The organism is Massilia sp. FBCC-B171, from assembly GCF_059134155.1.
Window position 1 is genome coordinate 4,435,305 of record NZ_CP101443.1, and the last position, 19,028, is coordinate 4,454,332.

Annotated in this window: 20 protein-coding genes; 6 read left to right on the forward strand and 14 right to left on the reverse strand. The window is 63.0% G+C overall.

Annotation, left to right across the window (positions count from 1 at the left end; translation table 11 throughout):
- Positions 1-36 precede the first annotated feature (36 nt).
- Together NMB41_RS20075 and NMB41_RS20080 are read left to right on the forward strand one after the other, a co-directional pair.
- Entirely contained in the window at positions 37-840 is an 804-nt protein-coding gene (locus tag NMB41_RS20075) for an alpha/beta fold hydrolase (protein ID WP_494379560.1), read from the forward strand.
- Positions 837-2,414 (forward strand): hybrid sensor histidine kinase/response regulator, encoded by a 1,578-nt coding sequence (locus NMB41_RS20080; RefSeq protein ID WP_494379561.1) that lies wholly within the window; start codon positions 837-839, stop codon positions 2,412-2,414. The genes NMB41_RS20075 and NMB41_RS20080 overlap by 4 nt, the downstream gene beginning before the upstream one ends.
- On the opposite strand, the gene lnt is transcribed toward NMB41_RS20080, so the two are convergent.
- On the reverse strand, positions 2,399-4,012 hold the full coding sequence (lnt, locus tag NMB41_RS20085; protein WP_494379562.1) for an apolipoprotein N-acyltransferase: 1,614 nt from the start codon (positions 4,010-4,012) through the stop codon (positions 2,399-2,401). The two genes, NMB41_RS20080 and lnt, sit on opposite strands and share 16 nt — an antisense overlap.
- Entirely contained in the window at positions 4,009-5,028 is a 1,020-nt protein-coding gene (locus NMB41_RS20090; RefSeq protein WP_494379563.1) for a hypothetical protein, read from the reverse strand. The genes lnt and NMB41_RS20090 overlap by 4 nt, the downstream gene beginning before the upstream one ends.
- Positions 5,029-5,488: 460 nt before the next feature.
- Between NMB41_RS20090 and NMB41_RS20095 the strand changes: the two genes are divergently transcribed.
- Positions 5,489-6,517 (forward strand): OmpA family protein, encoded by a 1,029-nt coding sequence (locus NMB41_RS20095; RefSeq protein ID WP_494379564.1) that lies wholly within the window; start codon positions 5,489-5,491, stop codon positions 6,515-6,517.
- 62 nt (positions 6,518-6,579) lie between these two features.
- Positions 6,580-6,906 (forward strand): hypothetical protein, encoded by a 327-nt coding sequence (locus NMB41_RS20100; RefSeq protein ID WP_494379565.1) that lies wholly within the window; start codon positions 6,580-6,582, stop codon positions 6,904-6,906.
- 49 nt (positions 6,907-6,955) lie between these two features.
- Here the strand turns inward: NMB41_RS20100 and NMB41_RS20105 are convergent, their stop codons facing one another.
- The 6 genes from NMB41_RS20105 to NMB41_RS20130 are packed head-to-tail and all read right to left on the reverse strand — an operon-like array spanning position 6,956 to position 11,937.
- On the reverse strand, positions 6,956-8,032 hold the full coding sequence (locus tag NMB41_RS20105; RefSeq protein WP_494379566.1) for an AI-2E family transporter: 1,077 nt from the start codon (positions 8,030-8,032) through the stop codon (positions 6,956-6,958).
- A 32-nt stretch (positions 8,033-8,064) separates the two neighbouring features.
- Positions 8,065-8,652, reverse strand: a complete 588-nt coding sequence (locus NMB41_RS20110; RefSeq protein ID WP_494379567.1) for an SCO family protein — start codon at positions 8,650-8,652, stop codon at positions 8,065-8,067.
- A 15-nt stretch (positions 8,653-8,667) separates the two neighbouring features.
- The gene (gene cyoE, locus NMB41_RS20115; RefSeq protein WP_494379568.1) at positions 8,668-9,558 is read right to left on the reverse strand and encodes a heme o synthase; all 891 of its coding nucleotides are present in this window, start codon (positions 9,556-9,558) and stop codon (positions 8,668-8,670) included.
- On the reverse strand, positions 9,555-10,703 hold the full coding sequence (locus tag NMB41_RS20120) for a COX15/CtaA family protein (RefSeq protein WP_494382877.1): 1,149 nt from the start codon (positions 10,701-10,703) through the stop codon (positions 9,555-9,557). The genes cyoE and NMB41_RS20120 overlap by 4 nt, the downstream gene beginning before the upstream one ends.
- Before the next feature lie 24 nt (positions 10,704-10,727).
- Positions 10,728-11,315, reverse strand: a complete 588-nt coding sequence (locus NMB41_RS20125) for an SCO family protein (protein WP_494379569.1) — start codon at positions 11,313-11,315, stop codon at positions 10,728-10,730.
- Between the two features lie 4 nt (positions 11,316-11,319).
- On the reverse strand, positions 11,320-11,937 hold the full coding sequence (locus NMB41_RS20130) for an SURF1 family protein (RefSeq protein WP_494379570.1): 618 nt from the start codon (positions 11,935-11,937) through the stop codon (positions 11,320-11,322).
- Positions 11,938-12,073: 136 nt separating this feature from the next.
- Here NMB41_RS20130 and NMB41_RS20135 point away from each other — a divergent pair, with 136 nt between their 5' ends.
- A complete protein-coding gene (locus tag NMB41_RS20135; protein WP_454164455.1) occupies positions 12,074-12,274 on the forward strand; it encodes a twin transmembrane helix small protein in 201 nt (66 codons plus the stop codon).
- 68 nt (positions 12,275-12,342) lie between these two features.
- Here NMB41_RS20135 and NMB41_RS20140 read toward each other — a convergent pair whose 3' ends face one another.
- The 6 genes from NMB41_RS20140 to NMB41_RS20165 all read right to left on the reverse strand — a co-directional run bounded on the left by NMB41_RS20140 (position 12,343) and on the right by NMB41_RS20165 (position 17,163).
- Positions 12,343-13,200 carry a cytochrome c oxidase subunit 3 gene (locus NMB41_RS20140; RefSeq protein WP_494379571.1) on the reverse strand — a complete coding sequence of 286 codons (858 nt, stop codon included), beginning with the start codon at positions 13,198-13,200 and terminating at the stop codon, positions 12,343-12,345.
- 51 nt (positions 13,201-13,251) lie between these two features.
- A complete protein-coding gene (locus NMB41_RS20145) occupies positions 13,252-13,464 on the reverse strand; it encodes a DUF2970 domain-containing protein (protein ID WP_494379572.1) in 213 nt (70 codons plus the stop codon).
- A complete protein-coding gene (locus NMB41_RS20150; RefSeq protein WP_494379573.1) occupies positions 13,464-14,018 on the reverse strand; it encodes a cytochrome c oxidase assembly protein in 555 nt (184 codons plus the stop codon). Before NMB41_RS20150 ends, NMB41_RS20145 begins: the two co-directional genes overlap by 1 nt.
- A 115-nt stretch (positions 14,019-14,133) precedes the next feature.
- Positions 14,134-15,738, reverse strand: a complete 1,605-nt coding sequence (gene ctaD / locus NMB41_RS20155; RefSeq protein ID WP_494379574.1) for a cytochrome c oxidase subunit I — start codon at positions 15,736-15,738, stop codon at positions 14,134-14,136.
- Between the two features lie 20 nt (positions 15,739-15,758).
- On the reverse strand, positions 15,759-16,946 hold the full coding sequence (coxB, locus tag NMB41_RS20160; RefSeq protein WP_494379575.1) for a cytochrome c oxidase subunit II: 1,188 nt from the start codon (positions 16,944-16,946) through the stop codon (positions 15,759-15,761).
- A 34-nt stretch (positions 16,947-16,980) separates the two neighbouring features.
- The gene (locus NMB41_RS20165) at positions 16,981-17,163 is read right to left on the reverse strand and encodes a hypothetical protein (protein ID WP_494379576.1); all 183 of its coding nucleotides are present in this window, start codon (positions 17,161-17,163) and stop codon (positions 16,981-16,983) included.
- Between the two features lie 659 nt (positions 17,164-17,822).
- Here NMB41_RS20165 and NMB41_RS20170 point away from each other — a divergent pair.
- A complete protein-coding gene (locus tag NMB41_RS20170) occupies positions 17,823-19,025 on the forward strand; it encodes a hypothetical protein (RefSeq protein WP_494379577.1) in 1,203 nt (400 codons plus the stop codon).
- The last annotated feature ends 3 nt before the right edge of the window (positions 19,026-19,028 follow it).

A 19,028-nucleotide genomic window follows, 5' to 3' on the forward strand; every position in this document is an offset into this window, starting at 1 on the left:
GATAAGCGTCTGAGTCCTCTGACTTTGGAAAACAGCATGCCTGTACATACTCGCCATAACGTTTCCATTTTAGGCAGCGGCAACACGACCATGGTCTTCGCGCATGGCTTTGGGTGCAACCAGGACATGTGGCGGCTGATGGCGCCGGCCTTCGAGGACCGCTTCCGGGTCCTCAAGTACGACCTGATGGGCAGCGGCGCCTCCGACCTGTCCGGCTATGACCGTACGAAGTATGGCAGCCTGCACGGCCATGCCCAGGACCTGCTCGAGATCATCGCCGCCTGTGCCGAGGGGCCGGTTATCTTCGTCGGCCATTCGGTGAGCGCGATGATCGGCATGCTGGCAACGATTCGGGCGCCAGAGCGTTTTGTGGCCCAGATCATGATCGGCCCCTCGCCCTGCTACATCAATGACGGCGACTATGTCGGCGGTTTTTCGCGCGGCGACATCGACGAACTGCTCGACACCATGGACTCGAACTATCTCGGCTGGTCGAGCAACCTGGCACCGGCCATCATGGGCGCGCCAGGCCAGCCGGAGCTGACGGAAGAACTGGCCAGCAGCTTCTGCCGCAACGATCCGGAGCTTGCACGGCACTTCGCCAAGGTCACCTTCCTGTCGGACCATCGCGCGGACGTCGCGCAGTCGACGACCCCGGCGCTGATCCTGCAGTGCAGCGACGACATGATCGCGCCGCGCACGGTTGGCGACTACCTGCACGCGCACCTGCCGCACAACGCACTGCACGTGATCGAGAACATCGGCCACTGCCCGCACATGAGCGCCCCGTGTGCCAGCACGCGCGCCATCGACGACTTCCTCGCCACCCAACTAAAATGACATCCGACGCGGGTCTTCCTGCGCTCGAGGTCCTGTACGAACACGCCGGCTGCGGCCTCCTCGTCACCGATACCAAGGGCCTGATCCTGCGGGTCAACACAACCCTGTGCCGCTGGCTGGGCTTCGAGGCGCACGAACTGGTCAACCAGGTGCGGATCCACGACCGGCTGCCCGTCGGGGCGCGCCTGTTCCACCAGACCCATTGCGAGCCGATCCTGCAGATGCAAGGTTCGGTGGCCGAACTGCAGGTCGAGTTGTTCGACCGCGAGCGGCAGCGCGTGCCGATGCTAGCGAACATCGCACGGCGCCGCCACGGCGACCAGGTATTCGACGAATGGGCATTGTTTGTCGCCAGGGACCGCCGCTCCTACGAACGCGAACTGCTCGCAGCGCGCAAAAGCGCCGAACAGGCCCTGGCGGCCCAGCTGGAAGCCGAGCAGCAACTGCGTGGACTGAACGAGGCGCTGTCCGACGCGGACCGCCGCAAGGACGAATTCCTTGCGACCCTTTCGCACGAACTGCGCAACCCGCTGGCGCCGATGCGCAGCGCGATCGAGGTACTCAAGCTGGGCCGCGCCGACGGCCCGCCGCCGGCACGGCTGCTGGCGGTGTTCGACCGGCAGCTGCACCACCTGACGCATCTGGTCGATGACCTGATGGATATTTCGCGCATCACGCAGAACCGGATGGAGCTGCGCCGCAGCCCGATCGGACTTGCCGCAATCCTGCAAAGCGCCGCGCACGACGCGGCCCCCCAGATGACGGCCGCCGGGCACACGTTGAGCGTCACGCTGCCAATGCCCGATGTGATCGTCGACGCCGACGTCACCCGCATGACCCAGGTCGTCGTCAACCTGCTGACGAACGCGGCAAAGTACACGCCAGACGGCGGCATGATCACGCTGCGTTGCTGGCACGAGGACGGCCAGGCGTTGATCGAAGTGCGCGACAACGGCATCGGCATCCCGGCGCACGCACTCGACAGCGTGTTCGGCATGTTTTCCCAGCTTAAGCCGGCGCTCGACCGCTCCATGGGCGGACTCGGCATCGGCCTGGCGCTGGTGCGCGGCATCCTCGCCCTGCACGACGGCAGCATCAGCGCGGCCAGCGCGGGCGAAGGCCATGGCAGTACCTTCACGGTGCGCCTGCCGTTGGCGCTGGCGCCTGCACGCGCGCTGGCCACGGCATCGCCTGCTGCAGCCGTTCAGCCACGCAGGATCCTGATCGTCGACGACAACGAGGATGCCGCCGAAACCCTGGTCATGTTCATGGAACTCTACGGCTGCAGCGCGCGCGCAGTGCACAGCGCGGCGGCGGCACTCGACGCACTGCCAGGATTTGCGCCCGAGGTCGCCCTGTTCGACATCGGCCTGCCCGACATGAACGGCTACGAACTGGCCCGGCGCGTGCGCCTGCTGCCGGGCGGCGCCGGCCTGCTGCTGGTCGCGGCCACGGGCTGGGGACAGGAATCGGACAAGCAGCTGGCGTTCGCGGCGGGGTTCGACCATCACCTGACCAAGCCGATCGATTTCGACAAGCTGCGCGCCTTGCTGGCCGGTCAAGCGCGATCGTGACGCCTTTTTTGCGTCCAGCGCTTCAGCGGCCACAGCAGGCACAGCGCTGACGCCAGCAACAGCGGCCAGTTCCCAAGCACCATGAATGGCGTCTTTCCAGCCAGTAGCCGCACCCGTCCAGCCAGCACGCCGGGCTCGTTTTCCGGCAGGCGCGCCTGTACGCGGCCGCGGGCATCGATCAGCGCCGTTACCCCCGTATTCGATGCCTGGATGAACCAGCGCCCGTTTTCCAGGGCGCGCATCTGCGCCACCTGCAGGTGCTGCACCGGCGCGTAGGAGCCGGCGAACCAGGCGAAGTTGGTGAGGTTAAGGATGACGTCCGCGTCGCTGGCCTGGCGCGCGATCGCCGTCTCGAACAAATTCTCGAAGCAGATGCTCAGTGCGACACGGGCGCCATCGACCATCAGCGGCGGCTGCCCGGGACGGCCCGGCGTCAGGCCATTGCCCGCCATGCCGAGCCGCTCGCCAATCCATCCGCTGCCGCGCGGCAGCGATTCGGCAAAGGGCACCAGGTGGTGCTTGTCGTAGCGGTAGGGCGTGGCGTTTGTGCCGGCACGGCGCGGGCGCAGGGCGATGGCGCTGTTCATCAGCTGGCCCTCGGCGCCGGCACTGCCGGCGCTGTGCACGACGCTGCCGATGACAATGGTTGAACCTGTTGTGTCGGCGATATCCTGGAAGGCCTGCCCGACTGCAGGAGGCATCATCGACCATTCGAGCGGCAACGCGGTTTCGGGCAGGACCGTCAGCTGGCCCCGGGCCGACGCCGCCATGTTCCCGTAGACGTTCACGGCACGCGCGAAGCCGGCATCGGTAAATTTTTCCGACTGCCCCAGATTGCCCTGCAACAGGCTCACGGCCAGGGTGCGTCCCGTATCCGTGCTCCAGTCGATCTGCCGCAACAGCGCGCCGCCGGCGAGCACGAGCAGGACAGCTATCCCCGTCTCCAGCCACAAGCGCAGGCTCTGGTTTGCGCGCACCTGCCAGCACGCGCATGCCAGTAGCGCCGCGATCCACGCGTTCACGAAGCCCAGCCCGACAACGCCGACGATGGGCGCGAATCCGGCCAGCGGGCCGCTGGTGTGCACATAGCCCGTCGACAGCATCGGAAAGCCGCCGAACAGCGTCCCGCGCGCCCACTCCGCCATCGCGAATACCAGCGCCATCCGGGTAGCGCTCCACAAACGGCCGCGCAAGCCCGGCTTGGCCGCTTGCCGGCACCGGGCAAGCACGACGGCGGCGCAGGCCGGGAACAGGCTCAGGTACACGACGAGGGCCGCCGTCAGTTGGAAGCTGAACAGCATGCCCGCGTCCGAAAAGCTGTCCAGCGCCGGCAGAATCCACCAGAATCCCGCGCCGAACCAGCCCAGTCCGAAACAGCCGCCGATGGCGAAGGCGCTGCGCCCCTGCCCGCTCACCAGCAGCATCAGGCCAGCCACGCAATACGGTGCGAACCACCATGCCTCGGCCGGCGCGAAAGCCATGGTCAGCGCCACGCCGAACACCAGGCCCAGGCCGGATTTCAGCAGCAAGGCCCCGGCCCCGGCCAGTCCCGGGACATGCTGCGCCACCACCCCGCTGGCCGGGAGGCTTGCGCTCATGACAGCACCATGAACTGGCGGTGCAGGTGCGGACGGCGCCACACGACCGATTCGATGTGGTAATGCATGAAAGTCAGGAAAAAATTAATGCCGATGAAGAGCGGAAGCTCATTGATTTGAAGCGCATATGCCAGCCCGACCGATACTGTCGGCAAGATCCAGAATGCCACCGTGCGCCCCTGCCGCGCGCGCCGGTAGAGCAGGTTATGGCCGTGCTGCGCATTGCGGTTGCTGTCGTGGTTGAAATAGACCAGGTAGGCGGTCAGGTCGTGGATGATGCGCGGAATCAGGAGAATGAATACGGGATAGCGCCAGACGAAAGCGGCAAGGACCGCCGCCATCATGGCCCAGTTGCTCCACACATAAACGACGGCGCAGCGGTCGACCGCGCAGCGCGCCAGGAACGCCGTCGACACCAGCAGGGGCGCCAGCAGCGCCGCCCCGCCCAGCACTACGAGCGCATGCGGATCGAGGCCGCCCAGCGACGCGGCAGGGAGGTTCGTGTCGAGATACAGTCCCGCGTACACGAGCACACCGAATACCAGCATTGTCCATTTCCACAGGCGCATCCAGCCCAGGGGCGGCTTGCGCAGCATCGTGAAGGCGAGGCCGATCTGCTGGGTCAGCAAATGCGTGACCGTGTAAAAACCGAGCCAGAGCGCGACGCTGAAAGTAAGCTGGCCCGGCCCGGTTGCCGCCGCGATCGAGATCGCGCCGAAACCCAGCAATGGCCAGCGCAAGCGGCGCCGGTAATAGCCAAGGTATTCGCGGTCGGCCATCGTGAGCAATCCGGCGATCACGTGCGGCATGCCGAACAGGATCGTCCACGCCGGCCATTCTTCGGGCGCCACCGGTAGCACCGCCTGCCGCAGATAGCTGTCCAGCACCAGCTGGTCGAGCAGTATGACGCCCAGGGCAAACGGCACTACCGCATACAGCACCAGCAGCCAGCGCCGGTCGAGGGTGTGGAATGGCGGCGCACCAGCGGCCGCCTGCGCGTCACCTGGCGCGCCCATTGCCGTGCCGCGCGATCAAGGAGCCGCTACCGGATACGTCAGCGTGACCGGCAAGCTCGTCACGGTGCCCAGCGGGGTCGTGATCGTCACGACCGTCGAACCCTTTGCCGTGGCCGGACCACCCTCCGCGCATTTGCCGGCGTCGGGCGTGAGCACAATCGTCTGGCGCGTACCCTGTCGCCGACGACGACGCCGTTGGTGAGGACGGGTCCTTTCGATGGCACCGCCCCGGGCAGGATATCGGCGAGCAGGTTGGACTGGTTAGTTGCTGCCAGCGCCGTATCCTTCGGCATCGGATTCCTGTTGAGTAACTGACGATAACCGGAAGATTTAAAACAGGAAAACATATACCTTATCTAAAGTTTCCCAAGTGAATTTTTTAAACACTTTGAATTACTTTCAATAACGGTTTTAATAACATCCGTTAAAATCTTGCACATCTCAATTCTTTGAAACGAACATGCGCCAATACCCTGCAGCTATCGTTCTGGCAGCCGTGAGCTTTTGCTTGGCTGCCTGTAAACCAAAAGCCCCCGCACCGCACCCAGACACCGCGGCCGCTACCGCGATCTCATCGCCAGAGTCGACCGCAGCGGGTGCTGCGCCGACTAACGGCGGCGCGCAGGCGTCCAGGGCACAGTTCGATATCGAAAAAATCCCGGTCAGTAATGGCGTGCTGCCACCCTTCCCTTATCTGGAATACCCTCCAGGCATTGGCGAGGGGGGACGCTTTACGGACAAGGCGAATTTCGATTCGCTCTACGTGGTCACCGGAAAGCAACTCAGGAAAGTGGAAGGCCGTGTCGAGTCACATAAGTTTTACCTGAGCGATGCACATATGAGCGAAGCGGAAGCGCGGCGCAATTACGAAAACCTGATCGCACAGATGGGTGGTGTGAAGGTCAACGATGCGGCACCTTCCGAACTGGCTCCCGCCTTGAGCAAAGAAACCTCGGCAAACGAGCAGAAAACCCGCTTTGACTCGGGCACGACTTACGACGTCTATCTGGTACGGAAACCCGACCAGCTGGTGTGGATCGTGCTCATGTCGAACAACAGCTACGTCATCACACGCGCGGTGGCGGAACAGCCGTTCAAGCAGACAGTCGCCTTTGTCACGGCCGATGCCATGCAAAGCCAGCTGGCGTCGGCCGGCCACGTCGCGCTGTATATCAACTTCGATACGGACAAGGCCGGCATTCGCCCGGATGGCAGGCCGGCCGTGGACGAGATCGCCAAGCTCCTGGAGAAGGACCCTTCCCTGAAGCTGACCATCGAAGGCCATACGGACAATGTCGGCGATCCGGCGCACAACAAGGCCCTGTCGCAGCAGCGGGCGGACGCCGTGATGGGTTCACTGATTGCCGCGGGCATCCCCAAGGAGCGTCTCAGTACCCTGGGTCTGGGCGATGCCAAGCCGGTGGCCGATAACAAGGACGAGGCGGGACGCGCCAAAAACCGGCGCGTCGAGCTGGTCAAGCGTACCTGAGGCGTGGGCGGACAAGGCACGCCCGACCATTGTAGAAACCATCCATCACGCAAAGGAATGACATGAAACACGGATTGAAACTCGCCGGCATGATCGCTGCCATCGCCCTGCATTTTTCGGCCCATGCCGACGACAGGCTGGACGGCCTGAAGAAGATGAATGCCGATGGATGCATGACGGTGATCGAGTTGGACAAAAACGCGCCCAAGGATCCCAAGCTGGCGAAGCCTTATTGCACCTGCGTGTATGACACCTACTACGACAATTTCACCCAGGCCGAAAAGAACAACATGTTCCTGGGGACGCCGGCGCCTCCGAACATGCAAAAGAACCTGCAGATCCGCCTGCAGGCCGCTTCGGCGGAGTGCCGCAAGAAGGTCGGCTCCTGATCGTCATGGCGTAGCCCACGCGTTACAACATCGGCGTGATCGAAACGCCTCAGGCCGGCGGCAGGTCGCCCTTCTGCACCACGATCGGATCCCGCGTCCCGGTCCATTCGCTCATGAGCGAATAACCGACCGCCAGCAGCACCGGCCCGATGAACATCCCCACCACGCCGAACGCGATCACCCCGCCCAGCACGCCCAGCAGCGTCAGCAGGAAGGGCAAGCTGGTGCCGCGGCTGATCAGCATCGGCCGCACCACGTTGTCGACGCCGCTGATCAGGAAGGTCCCCCAGATCACCATGAAGATGCCCCAGCCGGTACTGCCCTGGCCGAACAGCCAGATCGCCGCCGCGCCCCAGATCAGCGGCGGACCGAACGGCACCAGGGAGGTCACGAACACCATCACCGACAGCAGCGGCACTGCCGGCACCCCGGCCAGCGCGAAGCCGATCGCCGCCAGCAGCGCCTGGGCCAGGGCCGTGCCGAGCAGGCCGTACATGACGCCGCGCGTGGTCTGGCTGACGATGTCGGCGACCGACTCGGCGCCCTCGCCCATCACCTTGGTCATCATGCTGGACGTCACGGCGATCAGCGAGTGGCCGTCGCGGTAGACGAAGAAGCTGACAAAAGCGGCAAGACTCATCTGAAGCACGCCCGTGCCCAGCACCAGGCCACCCGTCATCAGCGCATGCCGCGCCGGCTCGAGCATGCGCTGGGCCAGCGCCAGCATCTGCTCGCGGCTGGCAATGAGTTCGCGCAGATAGGTATCGATGGAGCCGCCGATGAAGGGCAGGTTGCGCACCCAGCCTGGGGGCAGCAGTTCGCCATGCTCGAGCGCGTAGCGCATTTGGCCGAAGGTGGTGGCGACGTCGTCGGCCAGGTTGTAGGCGACGGTCGCGAGTGGGATGATCACGAGCAGCGTGAGCGAGAGCGTCATCGTCAGCGCCGCCAGCGTGCGGCGCCCGCGCATGGCGCGCAGCAGCCGCAGGTAGAGCGGCCAGGAAGAGATGACGACGGCGACCGCGAACAGGATCGCCGGGAGAAAAGGCTTGAGGACGAACAGGCAGCCCAGCGTCAGCAGGACGACCGTGGCGATGCGGGTGTAGTTTCTGCCGGCGCGTGGTTCCATTCCAGGCGTGATGAGTTGTCTTTACAGGACAATCATAACAGCTGGCGCAGGTCGTGGACGATCGGCGCGGGACCTTGTCCATGACGCAGGAACAGACGCACGCGTCCATCCTTGTCGAACACATAGCTGCCGGCCGTGTGGTCCACCGTATAGCTGCCCGGCTCCTTGCCCGGCACCTTGGCGACGAAGACCTTGAATTCCTTGGCGGTGGCCGCCGTCTGTTCCGGCGTGCCGCGCAGGCCGAGGAAGCGCTTGTCGAACGCCGGCACGTAAGACGCCAGCAGTTCCTGGGTATCGCGCTCCGGGTCGAGCGTGACGAACAGCACCTGCACTTCGCTTGCGGCCGGTCCCAGTTCCTTGAGCACGGCGGCCATTTCGGCCATCGTGGTCGGACACACGTCCGGGCACTGGGTGTAGCCGAAGAAGAGCACCACCAGCTTGCCCTTGAAGTCGGCCAGGGTGCGCGCCTTGCCGGTATGGTCGGTCAGCGAAAAGCCCTTGGCGTAGTCGAGACCGGTCAGGTCGGTGTTCTGGAAGGCGGCCGGCTTCGAGGAGAGCTTGTCGCAGCCGGCGGCCAGCAAGGCCAGCGCGAGCATGCCGGCGGTGATCAGTCGTTTCATGTCGGACCCTGCGAATTAAAACCGAAAATAATGGTCGACCAGGAGCGCCGCGAACAGCAGCGACAGATACAGGATCGAATAGGCAAAGGCCTTACGCGCGGCCTGGTCGGAATAGTGCTTGTGCACGCGCCAGCTATGGCGCAGGAACAGCAGGTTGAGGACGATCGCCGCCGCCAGGTAGATCAGGCCGCTCATGCGCACCGCAAAGGGCAGCATGGTGGTCGCGAACAGGGCCAGCGAATACAGCCAGACCTGCTGGCCGGTATAGTCCATGCCGTGCGTGATCGGCAGCATCGGCAGGCCCGAGCGCGCGTAGTCGTCGCGCCGGTACATGGCCAGCGCCCAGAAATGCGGCGGGGTCCAGACGAAAATGATCAGGACCAGCAGCCAGGCCTGCATCGGCACTTCGTTGGCCACGGCCGCCCAGCCCAGGGCCGGCGGCATCGCGCCGGACAGGCCGCCGATGACGATGTTCTGGGGCGTGGCCGGCTTCAGGTAAATCGTATAAACCACGGCATAGCCGACGAAGGTAACGAAGGTCAGCCACATCGTCAGCGCGTTGACGAAGGCGTACAGCACGAACATGCCCAGGCCGCCGATGATGGCCGAGAAGACCAGGGTCTGGTTGCGCGTCAGTTCGCCGCGTGCGGTGGCCCGGCGTGCGGTACGCGCCATGCGCGAGTCGATCTCCGCTTCGATCAGGCAGTTGACGGCAAAGGCGGCGCCGGCCAGCAGCCAGATGCCGGCCGTGCCGGCAATGAGCACGCGCCAGCCGGGGAAGCCGTCGGTTGCCAGGAACATGCCGATGATGGCGCAAAACACGGCAAGCTGGGTCACCCGGGGCTTGGTCAGCGTCCAGTACTGGGAGATGCGGCTCGTCGGTTGGAGGGCGGTCTGGGTGGTCATCGATACGAATTCGCGGGAGCGTGGACTTGCGCGGGGGTGCGCTGCGACACGTCGAGCAGGTGCTTGACCTTGTAGTTTAACATGGTCACCAGCAGGACGAGGAGCGCCGCCCCTGCGTTATGCAACACAGCAATGGCGAGCGGGAAGTCGAAAAAGACCGTCGCCACGCCCGTGAACAGCTGGGCCAGCAGCACCAGCGCGATCAGGCCGCCGGTGCGGCGCAGCGCCGGCTGGCGGCTGGCGCGCCAGGCAGCCAGGCCCAGCACCAGCGTCACCACAATCGCGAAATTGCGGTGCACCCAGTGGATTGCCACCAGCGCCGAGAATTGCAGGTAGTGGCCGGCCGCCGTCTTGCCCAGTTCGCGCCACAAGGTGAACCCGTGTTCGAAGTCCATCTCCGGGATGAATCTGCTGTCGCACAGGGGGAATTCGTCGCAGGCCAGGGTCGCGTAGTTAGTGCTTACCCACCCGCCGAGCGCGATCTGCACGGTCAGTACCACGGCGGCGACCAGCGCCAGCGTGCGCAGCGCGCGCAGGCCGGCCAGGTCCGTGCCCGGCGCCGGCGGCTTTAGCAGGAAGTCCTCGCGCCCGCCGAGCCAGGCAAGCATCGCCAGCAAGCCCATGCCCAGCAGCAGGTGGATGGTGACGATCACCGGCTGCAGTTTCAGGGTCACGGTCCAGGCCCCGAAGGCGCCCTGCACGCAGACGAACAGGAACAGGGCTACCGGCAGCGCCGGCGCAAAGGCCTCGCGGCGGGTCTTCTTCCACTGGCGCAGCGACTGGAACATCAAGGCCATGATCAACACGCCGATGCCCATCGCCAGGTAGCGGTGGATCATCTCGATCCAGGCTTTGACTTTGGTGACCGGCCCGGTCGGCATCAGGGCCTCGGCCGCGGCGATCTGCTCGTGCGCGATGAAGGGATTGGCCGCGCCATAGCAGCCCGGCCAGTCCGGGCAGCCCAGGCCCGAATCGGTCAGCCGCGTGAAGGCGCCGAACACGATCAGGTCGAAGGTGAGGAAGGCCATGATCCAGACCAGCTTGCGGTATTTGTTGGCGTCCGACGACAGCCAGACCATGGTCAGCGGAATGCTGGCGATGAAAATACCCATCAGCGCCAGCTGGAACAGGGTCGACGCGTTCATGTTCATGGTTTGCTCACCCTCGGCTCAACCGATCGCCGAGGCGCGCAGCAGCTTGGCCAGGTCCTTGTGCACCTTGCGCGGGTCCGGGTCCTTCGGGAAGCGCATCATGAGGTTGCTGCGCGGGTCGATCAGGAAGATGTGGTCGTCGAGCTTCGTGCCGATTTCGACCGGCAGCCAGCGCGAGAGCTGCTCGCGCGGCACGCGCAGCATGTGCATGTCGTCGTACTGGCGGACGACCATGGTGTCGACCGGCTCGTTGTCGGTAATGAGCCAGACACGCTCCACCCGTTCCATGTTCTTGCCCTGCATGGTGCGCAGCTGGCGCATCGCGAACAGCTGCTTCAGGCAGGCTTCGTCGCAGGCACCACCGCCCACCTTCACCATGATCCACTTGCCGGCGTAGTTTTCCAGGGTCTCCGGGCGGCCGTCGAGCGTGGTGCTCGTCATCTTCGGCATCGGGTGCGCGCGCTGGTCGATGAAGGCGCCGTAATTGGTGCGCCCTTCCGGCTTGATGACGTAATAGGTCACGTACGATGCAATGATCGGCGCCGCGCATATCAGCAGCAGGACCAGCAATTTGAGACGCCCATGCCAGCGGGTCTTGTCCGACACTCCCTTAACCACCTTGTTTTCTTCCACTTCGAAATCCCGTAATCACAAAAAATAAGGCGGCCATCAATGCCAGCGCATACCACTGGAACGCGTAGCCGCGGTGTTTGTCGACGCCCGTCGCCGGGGCCGGCCAGTCGCGCACCAGGCCGTCGCCCTGCTCCGCTCCCGACTGCTGCACGAAGAAAGGCTGCAGCGCCAGGCCGCTGGCCTGCGCCACCTCATCGACAGTCAGGTTCTGCACGAGCGCACCTGGTTTCAGCGCACCCGGCGTACCGAGCTGCATCACGTGACCGGCGCTGAGCGTGGCCACCCCTTCGATCGTCGTCGGCCCGGCCGGCGTCGCGAAGTCCGGCAGCTTCCCGTACTCGCGCGCATCGCGCGGCAGCCACCCGCGCAGCACCAGCACGTTCTGGTTGGCGCCTGCTATTTTAAACGGCATCGCCAGGATGAAACCGGCCCGTCCATTCAATGGCCGGTTATCGAGGAACAGCGGCCAGGCCGCGACCCACTCGCCGGTCACCCGCACCCGCCGATATTCGATATCCACCGGCAAACCACCACCGCTCCCCAACACCACCGGCGCGATCGCTCCACGCTCGACCAGGCGCGCGGCGATGCTCAATTTTTCCTCGGCCCGCCTCGTCTGCCAGTTCCCCAACAAAACCCCGAGCACGACCAAGGCGACCGTCGCCACAAATGGTATGACCCTGAACCGGAACGCCATTACAATTAACCCTTACTCCACTGCCGGCCAGAACATGAAAATCTTCGTCGCCATCGCCTTCATCCTGATCATCGCCAGCCTCGGCTCGGCGCTGTTCTTCCTGATGAAAGACAAGGGCCGCAGCAACCGCACGGTGCACGCGCTGGCGATGCGCGTCGGCCTGTCGATCACGCTGTTCCTGATCCTGCTGGCTTCCTACAAGATGGGCTGGATCCAGCCCACCGGTATTCGCTGATCACTTAATCCTCAGATGTGACAAGGGACAGCCACCGGCTGTCCCTCGCTATCCCAGCCTGAATCAAATTACAGCCAGTACACGACCACGTACAAACCCAGCCACACCACGTCGACGAAGTGCCAGTACCAGGCGGCGCCTTCGAAGCCGAAGTGGTGGTCCGCCGTGAAGTGCCCGCGCAGCACGCGGTACAGGATCACGGACAGCATGATCGCGCCCAGCGTCACGTGGAAGCCGTGGAAACCGGTCAGCATGAAGAAGGTCGAGCCGTAGATGCCCGAGGTCAGCTTCAGGTTCAGTTCCTGGTAGGCGTGCATGTATTCATAGACCTGGAAGCCCATGAAGATCGCGCCCAGCAGGATGGTGGCGAACAGCCAGAACGCCGTGTTGCGGCGGTGGCCGGCGCGCAGCGCGTGGTGCGAGATCGTCAGCGTCACGCCCGACAACAGCAGCAAAGCCGTATTGATGGTCGGGATCGGGAACGGGCCCATCGTATTGAACGAATCGACCACGCCGGCAGGACCCGTGTTGCCCCAGTGGCCTGCGAAGTCCGGCCACAAGACCTTGTGGTCGAGATCGGCCAGCCAGGGCATCGAGATCGCACGGGCGTAGAACAGCGCGCCGAAGAAGGCGGCGAAGAACATCACTTCCGAGAAGATGAACCAGCTCATCGACCAGCGGAAGGACGAATCGATGTTACGGCTGTACTGGCCCGATTCCGACTCCTTGATGGCGTCGCCGAACCAGAAATACAGCACCACCAGCATGGCCACGATGCCGGCCAGGCAGACAGCAGGTCCCCAGGAGGCGCTGTTGACCCAGCCGGAGGCGCCCAGCATGGTCACCAGCATCGAGATGCCGCCGGCCATCGGCCACATGGAGGGGCCCGGCACGAAATAATGCGGCGCGGTCTTTGACACACTCATCTTCATCTCCTGGATCGTTTTTCTAATGCGTTAATTTAAAAGCTAAAACTTCTACTGCGAGACTGCCAATTTCACCAGGAACAAAAGCACGCCGATGAAAATCGCCAGGCCCAGCAGCGCCGCCACAATGACGTGGAACGGGTTCAAATTGACTGCGTCGTCCTCGTAATCGCGCCGCTTGCGCACGCCGAAGAAGGACCAGAACACTGCCTTCATCGACGATAAAAACGAGGCCTTTCTTTTCGGCGGCTCATTCGCTTCCATCAGTTCGCCGCCACCGCGCCCGAAATTTCGAAGAAGGTGTACGACAGCGTGATGTTCTTTACTTCCCTCGGCAGCTTCGGATCGATGAAGAATACCACCGGCATCTGGCGCGCTTCGTTCGGTTTCATCATCTGCTCACGGAAGCAGAAGCACTCGACCTTTTTAAAATGCGGCGTCGCCGACTGCGGCGCGTAACTCGGGATCGCCTGCGCTTTCACGGCGCGCGCCTGGGTATTGACCACCTCGTACACGACGGTGGCCAGTTCGCCAGGATGCACCTGGATCGAGCGCGTGGTTGGACGGAAGCGCCATGGTCCCTGCGCATTGCCGTCCAGTTCCACCGTGATCAGGCGCGTCTTGTCGACCTGGGTATTTTCCGGACGCTCGACCGTGCCGTCCTGCTGCGTCAGCACGTTAATCCCGAGCACCTCGCACATCTGGCGATAGACCGGCACCAGCGCATAGCCGAAGCCGAACATCGCCACCGCCACCACCACCAGCTTGCCGAGGGTGGAGCGGTTCAGGCGCAGGCGCTCATTTGGCGAATAGCTCATTACATGAACCAGAGCCGCTTGACGATCACCGCCGCGAAGAAGAAGGCGGCGATCACGCACAGGGCCAGGGCAAGCTTGCCGTTGTTTGGACCCTGATTCTTCTTGTGCGCGTTCATCACTTCACCAGCGGCGGGTTCTCGAAGGTGTGGAACGGCGCCGGGCTCGGCACGGTCCACTCCAGGCCTTCCGCGCCTTCCCATGGCTTGGCGTCGGCTTTCGGGCCGCCCTTGATGGTCGGCAGCACGACTGCGAACAGGAAGTACACCTGCGACAGGCCGAAACCGAAGGCGCCCACCGAGACCAGCATGTTGAAGTCGGTGAACTGGATGGCGTAGTCGGCGTAGCGGCGCGGCATCCCTGCCAGCCCGAGGAAGTGCATCGGGAAGAAGGTGATGTTGAAGGTGATCAGCGACAGCCAGAAGTGCATCTTGCCGCGGCCTTCCGGATACATGTGGCCGGTCCACTTCGGCGCCCAGTAGTAGAAGCCGGCGAACAGCGCGAACAGGGAACCGGCGACCAGCACGTAGTGGAAGTGCGCCACCACGTAATAGGTGTCGTGCACGATGATGTCGATCGGGGTCACAGCCAGGATCAGGCCGGTGAAGCCGCCCATCGTGAACACGAAAATGAAGCCGACCGAGAACAGCATCGGGGTCTCGAAGGTCATCGAGCCCTTCCACATCGTGGCGACCCAGTTGAACACTTTCACGCCGGTCGGCACCGCGATCAGCATGGTCGCGTACATGAAGAACAGCTGCGAAGTCACCGGCATGCCGGTGGTGAACATGTGGTGCGCCCAGACGATGAAGGACAGCACGGCGATCGAGGCGGTCGCGTAGACCATCGAAGCGTAGCCGAACAGCGGCTTGCGCGCGAAGGCCGGCAGGATCTGCGAGACGATGCCGAAGGCCGGCAGAATCATGATGTAGACCTCGGGGTGGCCGAAGAACCAGAAGATGTGCTGGTACATGACCGGATCGCCGCCGCCGGCGGCGTTGAAGAACGAGGTGCCGAAGTGGCGGTCGGTCAGGGTCATGGTGATGGCGCCTGCCAGGACCGGCATCACGGCGATCAAGAGGAAGGCGGTGATCAGCCAGGTCCAGCAGAACATCGGCATCTTCATCAGGGTCATGCCGGGCGCGCGCATGTTCAGGATGGTGACGATGATGTTGATCGAACCCATGATCGACGAGGCACCCATGATGTGCATCGCGAAAATCGCCATGTCCATGCCCGGGCCCATCTGGGTCGACAGCGGTGCGTACAGGGTCCAGCCGGCTGCGGTGGCGCCGCCCGGTGCAAAGAAGGAACCGGCCAGCAGCAGGGCCGCAGGCGGCAGCAGCCAGAACGAGAAGTTGTTCATGCGCGCAAAGGCCATGTCCGACGCGCCCACCTGCAGCGGGATCATCCAGTTGGCGAAGCCCACAAACGCCGGCATGATCGCGCCGAACACCATCACCAGGCCGTGCATGGTGGTGAGCTGGTTGAAGAACTCGGGACGGAAGAACTGCAGGCCGGGCTGGAACAATTCGGTGCGGATCATCAGCGCCAGCACGCCGCCCGAGAGCAGCATGATGAACGAGAACCACAGGTACAGGGTACCGATGTCCTTGTGGTTGGTGGCAAACAGCCAGCGGCGCGCGCCGGTCGGCATGTCGTGGTGCGCGTGGTCGTGGCCGTGATGGTCGTCGTGGGCGTGGTCGAGAGTGCTGGTAGTCATGTCAGTATCCTGGAATTCCGTTACTTGCTACGTGCAGCCAGAATTTCGGCCGGTTGAACGATGTTTTCCGCAGCCTTGTTCGACCAGGTATTGCGGGTATAGGTGATCACCGCTGCAATGTCCGAGTCCGACAGCTGCTTCCAGGCCGGCATGGCGCCCGGGTAGGCCGGCGTATCCTGGCCCTTGAGCAGGACGTCGATCTGGTGGACCTTGTCGCCGTTGACGACTTGCGAACCGTCGAGCGGCGCGAACGCGTTCGGCACGCCCTTGCCGTTGGCCTGGTGGCAGGCCACGCAGTTGGCGGCGTAAACGGCTTCGCCCTTGGTTTTCAGTTCGTCGATGGTCCAGACCTTGGTCGGATCGTCGGCCAGCGCAGCCATTTTCTTCTTCTCGCCCGTGACCCAGGCAGTGTAATCCTCGGCGGAGACAACGCGCACGACGATCGGCATGAAGGCGTGGTCCTTGCCGCACAGCTCGACGCAGTTGCCGCGGTAGACGCCGATCTTGTCGGCCTTGAACCAGCCGTCGCGGACGAAACCGGGAATCGCATCCTGCTTGATGGCAAAGGCCGGAATCGTCCAGGCGTGGATCACGTCGTTCGCGGTCAGGACCATGCGGATCTTCTTGCCGACCGGGACGACCATTTCGTTGTCGACTTCGAGCAGGTAGTTTTCGCCGCGTTTTTCGGTATTGACGACGCCGGGCTCGCCGATCTGGCTGCGCGGGGTCGACAGGTTCGACAGGAAGCTGATGCCCTCGCCTTCGCCTTTCAGGTAGTCGTAGCCCCATTTCCACTGCATGCCGGTGGCCTTGATGGTGATGTCGGCGTTCGAGGTGTCTTTCAGTGCCACGACCGTCTTGGTGGCAGGCAGGGCCATGCCGATGACGATCAGGAAGGGAACGATGGTCCAGGCGATTTCGACAGCGGTCGATTCGTGGAAGGTGGCCGGTTTGTGGCCGAGGGATTTGCGGTGCTTGAACACCGAGTAGAACATGACGGCGAAGACGCCGAGGAAGATGACGATGCAGACCAGCATCATCGCGTTGTGCAAGCCGTAGATGTCAGCGCCGATCCCAGTCACCGGAGTTTGCATGTTCAACTGGTGTTCCACCGGCCGCCCCGTGATTTCCGGCGCTGCCAGTGCCGGGATGCTGGTCAATACTGCCAGACCGAGCACCATGGCGTGAAGTCGCTTTGCATATGTCATGAATTGTCCCCAACCACCCAAAATAAGAATATTTTTAAACGGTCAGCAATTTCCATGAACGAAACGCCGCCGCTCCGAAACCAATGCAAGCTGGTTCCCGGCGGCGCGGCTTGTAGACGCGCAACGGGTTGAAACCATGCTCGCCCACCAGCAACTGCAAAAACACACTGGGGGGCGCGAAACTTGCTGATGTTGCTTTTCTTTCTAATTGTTCCATCTTTACGCCCCGTTTTTCAACGCTTATAGGGCCTGGGACGAAAAAATAGTTATTGATTATACTCAAATCGCTAATTTTTATTCAAGGAAAATCCTTGCCACGGCTGTGTTGTTTCGTGCGTTATGGCATCGAGCGTTGCTGTAAAGGCCTTGCTGTGGGAGCAACACCGTGCTAGCACACTTGTTGCCGATGGCACCGGATCGGCATCACGTGCACGTCCCCTTAGGGTGGACGACCGTACCATCGCCGTGTACACGGCCACACGTTTGAACCAGATCAGCATACGTAACTGCTGAGAAAGCATCATTTTTCATTCTACGAAAAGGTGAAAAATGAACAAACGTGATGCTTTTGTGGCACTACTTGCATCCCTGGCTTGCTCCGCCTCCGCCCAAGTTGGGTTCGCTCCAACAAAACCAGAACCAATACCACCAGGGAAATCGGGAGCTTCCAAGCTCACTCCCGCGCCAACGCCCATCGCACCTGCGCCAGGGTCGATCAAATTTCGGGGGGTCTGAAAGGCTGAAACCGAAACCAAGACCACCCATCTTCAACTATGCACCGCAGCTGGGTGTCGCACCTGACAGCAGCAAGCTGTTTGGCGCCATGGCTCCTCCTTGGAAGCATGCTCGAAAACCGGCTCCTGCATCCGGCGTGCCTTGCCGAAGCAGACGGGCAAGCCGATTGCCATCACCAGAGGCCGGTTCCTCGACGAACGACTGGCTCCGGTTAGCGCAGTCGTCGTGTCCAACAGGCGTTACAGCTTGTGCTACCTGCCGACCTTGAAGAACACTGCGGCGTTTGAATGCTTCCCGATCAAAGCACCGATCATCAAGGGAGGCCGCATCAAGGCCATCGAGAACCCGAAGCTCAAAACATACCTCGATATCACCATCGACGACAAGTACCTCAAGTCGATGAAGCCCGGGCAAGCGCAGGCTGCGACTGCAAGCTTCATGCGAGCACTGGAAGAAGCACAGACCAGAGCTACTAAGCTACTATCGCAGCGCGCCATTCGCCACACGGCAATCAACGCGGCTGCCAAGAAGCAAGGCGGCAAAGCGACGCTCGGCCTCCAACGGCCCATGCTCGCTGACAGCGGAGGTGGTGACGGCTACTGCCACGACTACGGTTATTGCGAAGGCGGCGCCGGCGACAGTGGCGGAGGTGGCTACTGGCCCGACGAAGTTCCTGCGCCAGACGACGGCAGCGGAGACGACTGGGGAACTGAATCGGGAGAAACATTCCCTGATGGTAGCGCTGATGGCGGCGGGTATCCCGATACTCCCGATGCGGTTCCAGTACCAGGCCCCGGCGGAATTCCGATCCCGATTCCAGTTCTGCCAACGCCCGGGGGCTGGAATTGCTGGGGTGAACCTGGCGCGCAGATCTGCGAAGGCACGGCCCCAGCGCCGGATCCGAACACCACTGACCCGGAAACGGGACAGCGGCTGCCGCCGAGCCAGCCGCCTACTTCGATATGCGACTATGCGCCATTCAGCTGGGTCTGTGGCCGGTTCGAGCCGGCGCCGGCGCCCGTGGCGCCACCACCGCTGGAAATCATCGACCCTCCGGTCCGGCCTGATCCCATCACGCGTGATGCATGGGAGGAGAAGCAGTATCAGATGGACCTCGACGACTGCGACGCCGACAAAATGCGTGACGAGGATCAGCTCTGCGGCCTCAGATACACTCTTCACGGCGGGTCTATCCACGACGACATGGTTGAACAGGGGGTAAAGTTAACCCCGGGCGAGCGCAAGAAACTCAAGGATGCCAAGAACGAGTACAGCGCCTGCCTGAAAAAAGTAGCACAAGAATGGTCAAATTGCCGCGGAAGGGCCGCAGCGAAGTGGCCCTGATCG

What these genes read in the sequence shown, in the direction of transcription:
- NMB41_RS20145 (WP_494379572.1), bottom strand. Translation starts at nt 13,464, where the DNA reads ATGGAAGCGAATGAGCCGCCGAAAAGAAAGGCCTCGTTTTTATCGTCG.
- NMB41_RS20075 (WP_494379560.1), top strand. Translation starts at nt 37, where the DNA reads ATGCCTGTACATACTCGCCATAACGTTTCCATTTTAGGCAGCGGCAAC.
- NMB41_RS20150 (WP_494379573.1), bottom strand. Translation starts at nt 14,018, where the DNA reads ATGAGCTATTCGCCAAATGAGCGCCTGCGCCTGAACCGCTCCACCCTC.
- NMB41_RS20165 (WP_494379576.1), bottom strand. Translation starts at nt 17,163, where the DNA reads ATGGAACAATTAGAAAGAAAAGCAACATCAGCAAGTTTCGCGCCCCCC.
- NMB41_RS20095 (WP_494379564.1), top strand. Translation starts at nt 5,489, where the DNA reads ATGCGCCAATACCCTGCAGCTATCGTTCTGGCAGCCGTGAGCTTTTGC.
- NMB41_RS20090 (WP_494379563.1), bottom strand. Translation starts at nt 5,028, where the DNA reads ATGGGCGCGCCAGGTGACGCGCAGGCGGCCGCTGGTGCGCCGCCATTC.
- NMB41_RS20120 (WP_494382877.1), bottom strand. Translation starts at nt 10,703, where the DNA reads ATGAACGCGTCGACCCTGTTCCAGCTGGCGCTGATGGGTATTTTCATC.
- ctaD (WP_494379574.1), bottom strand. Translation starts at nt 15,738, where the DNA reads ATGACTACCAGCACTCTCGACCACGCCCACGACGACCATCACGGCCAC.
- NMB41_RS20100 (WP_494379565.1), top strand. Translation starts at nt 6,580, where the DNA reads ATGAAACACGGATTGAAACTCGCCGGCATGATCGCTGCCATCGCCCTG.
- coxB (WP_494379575.1), bottom strand. Translation starts at nt 16,946, where the DNA reads ATGACATATGCAAAGCGACTTCACGCCATGGTGCTCGGTCTGGCAGTA.
- lnt (WP_494379562.1), bottom strand. Translation starts at nt 4,012, where the DNA reads ATGAGCGCAAGCCTCCCGGCCAGCGGGGTGGTGGCGCAGCATGTCCCG.
- NMB41_RS20105 (WP_494379566.1), bottom strand. Translation starts at nt 8,032, where the DNA reads ATGGAACCACGCGCCGGCAGAAACTACACCCGCATCGCCACGGTCGTC.
- NMB41_RS20110 (WP_494379567.1), bottom strand. Translation starts at nt 8,652, where the DNA reads ATGAAACGACTGATCACCGCCGGCATGCTCGCGCTGGCCTTGCTGGCC.
- cyoE (WP_494379568.1), bottom strand. Translation starts at nt 9,558, where the DNA reads ATGACCACCCAGACCGCCCTCCAACCGACGAGCCGCATCTCCCAGTAC.
- NMB41_RS20080 (WP_494379561.1), top strand. Translation starts at nt 837, where the DNA reads ATGACATCCGACGCGGGTCTTCCTGCGCTCGAGGTCCTGTACGAACAC.
- NMB41_RS20135 (WP_454164455.1), top strand. Translation starts at nt 12,074, where the DNA reads ATGAAAATCTTCGTCGCCATCGCCTTCATCCTGATCATCGCCAGCCTC.
- NMB41_RS20140 (WP_494379571.1), bottom strand. Translation starts at nt 13,200, where the DNA reads ATGAGTGTGTCAAAGACCGCGCCGCATTATTTCGTGCCGGGCCCCTCC.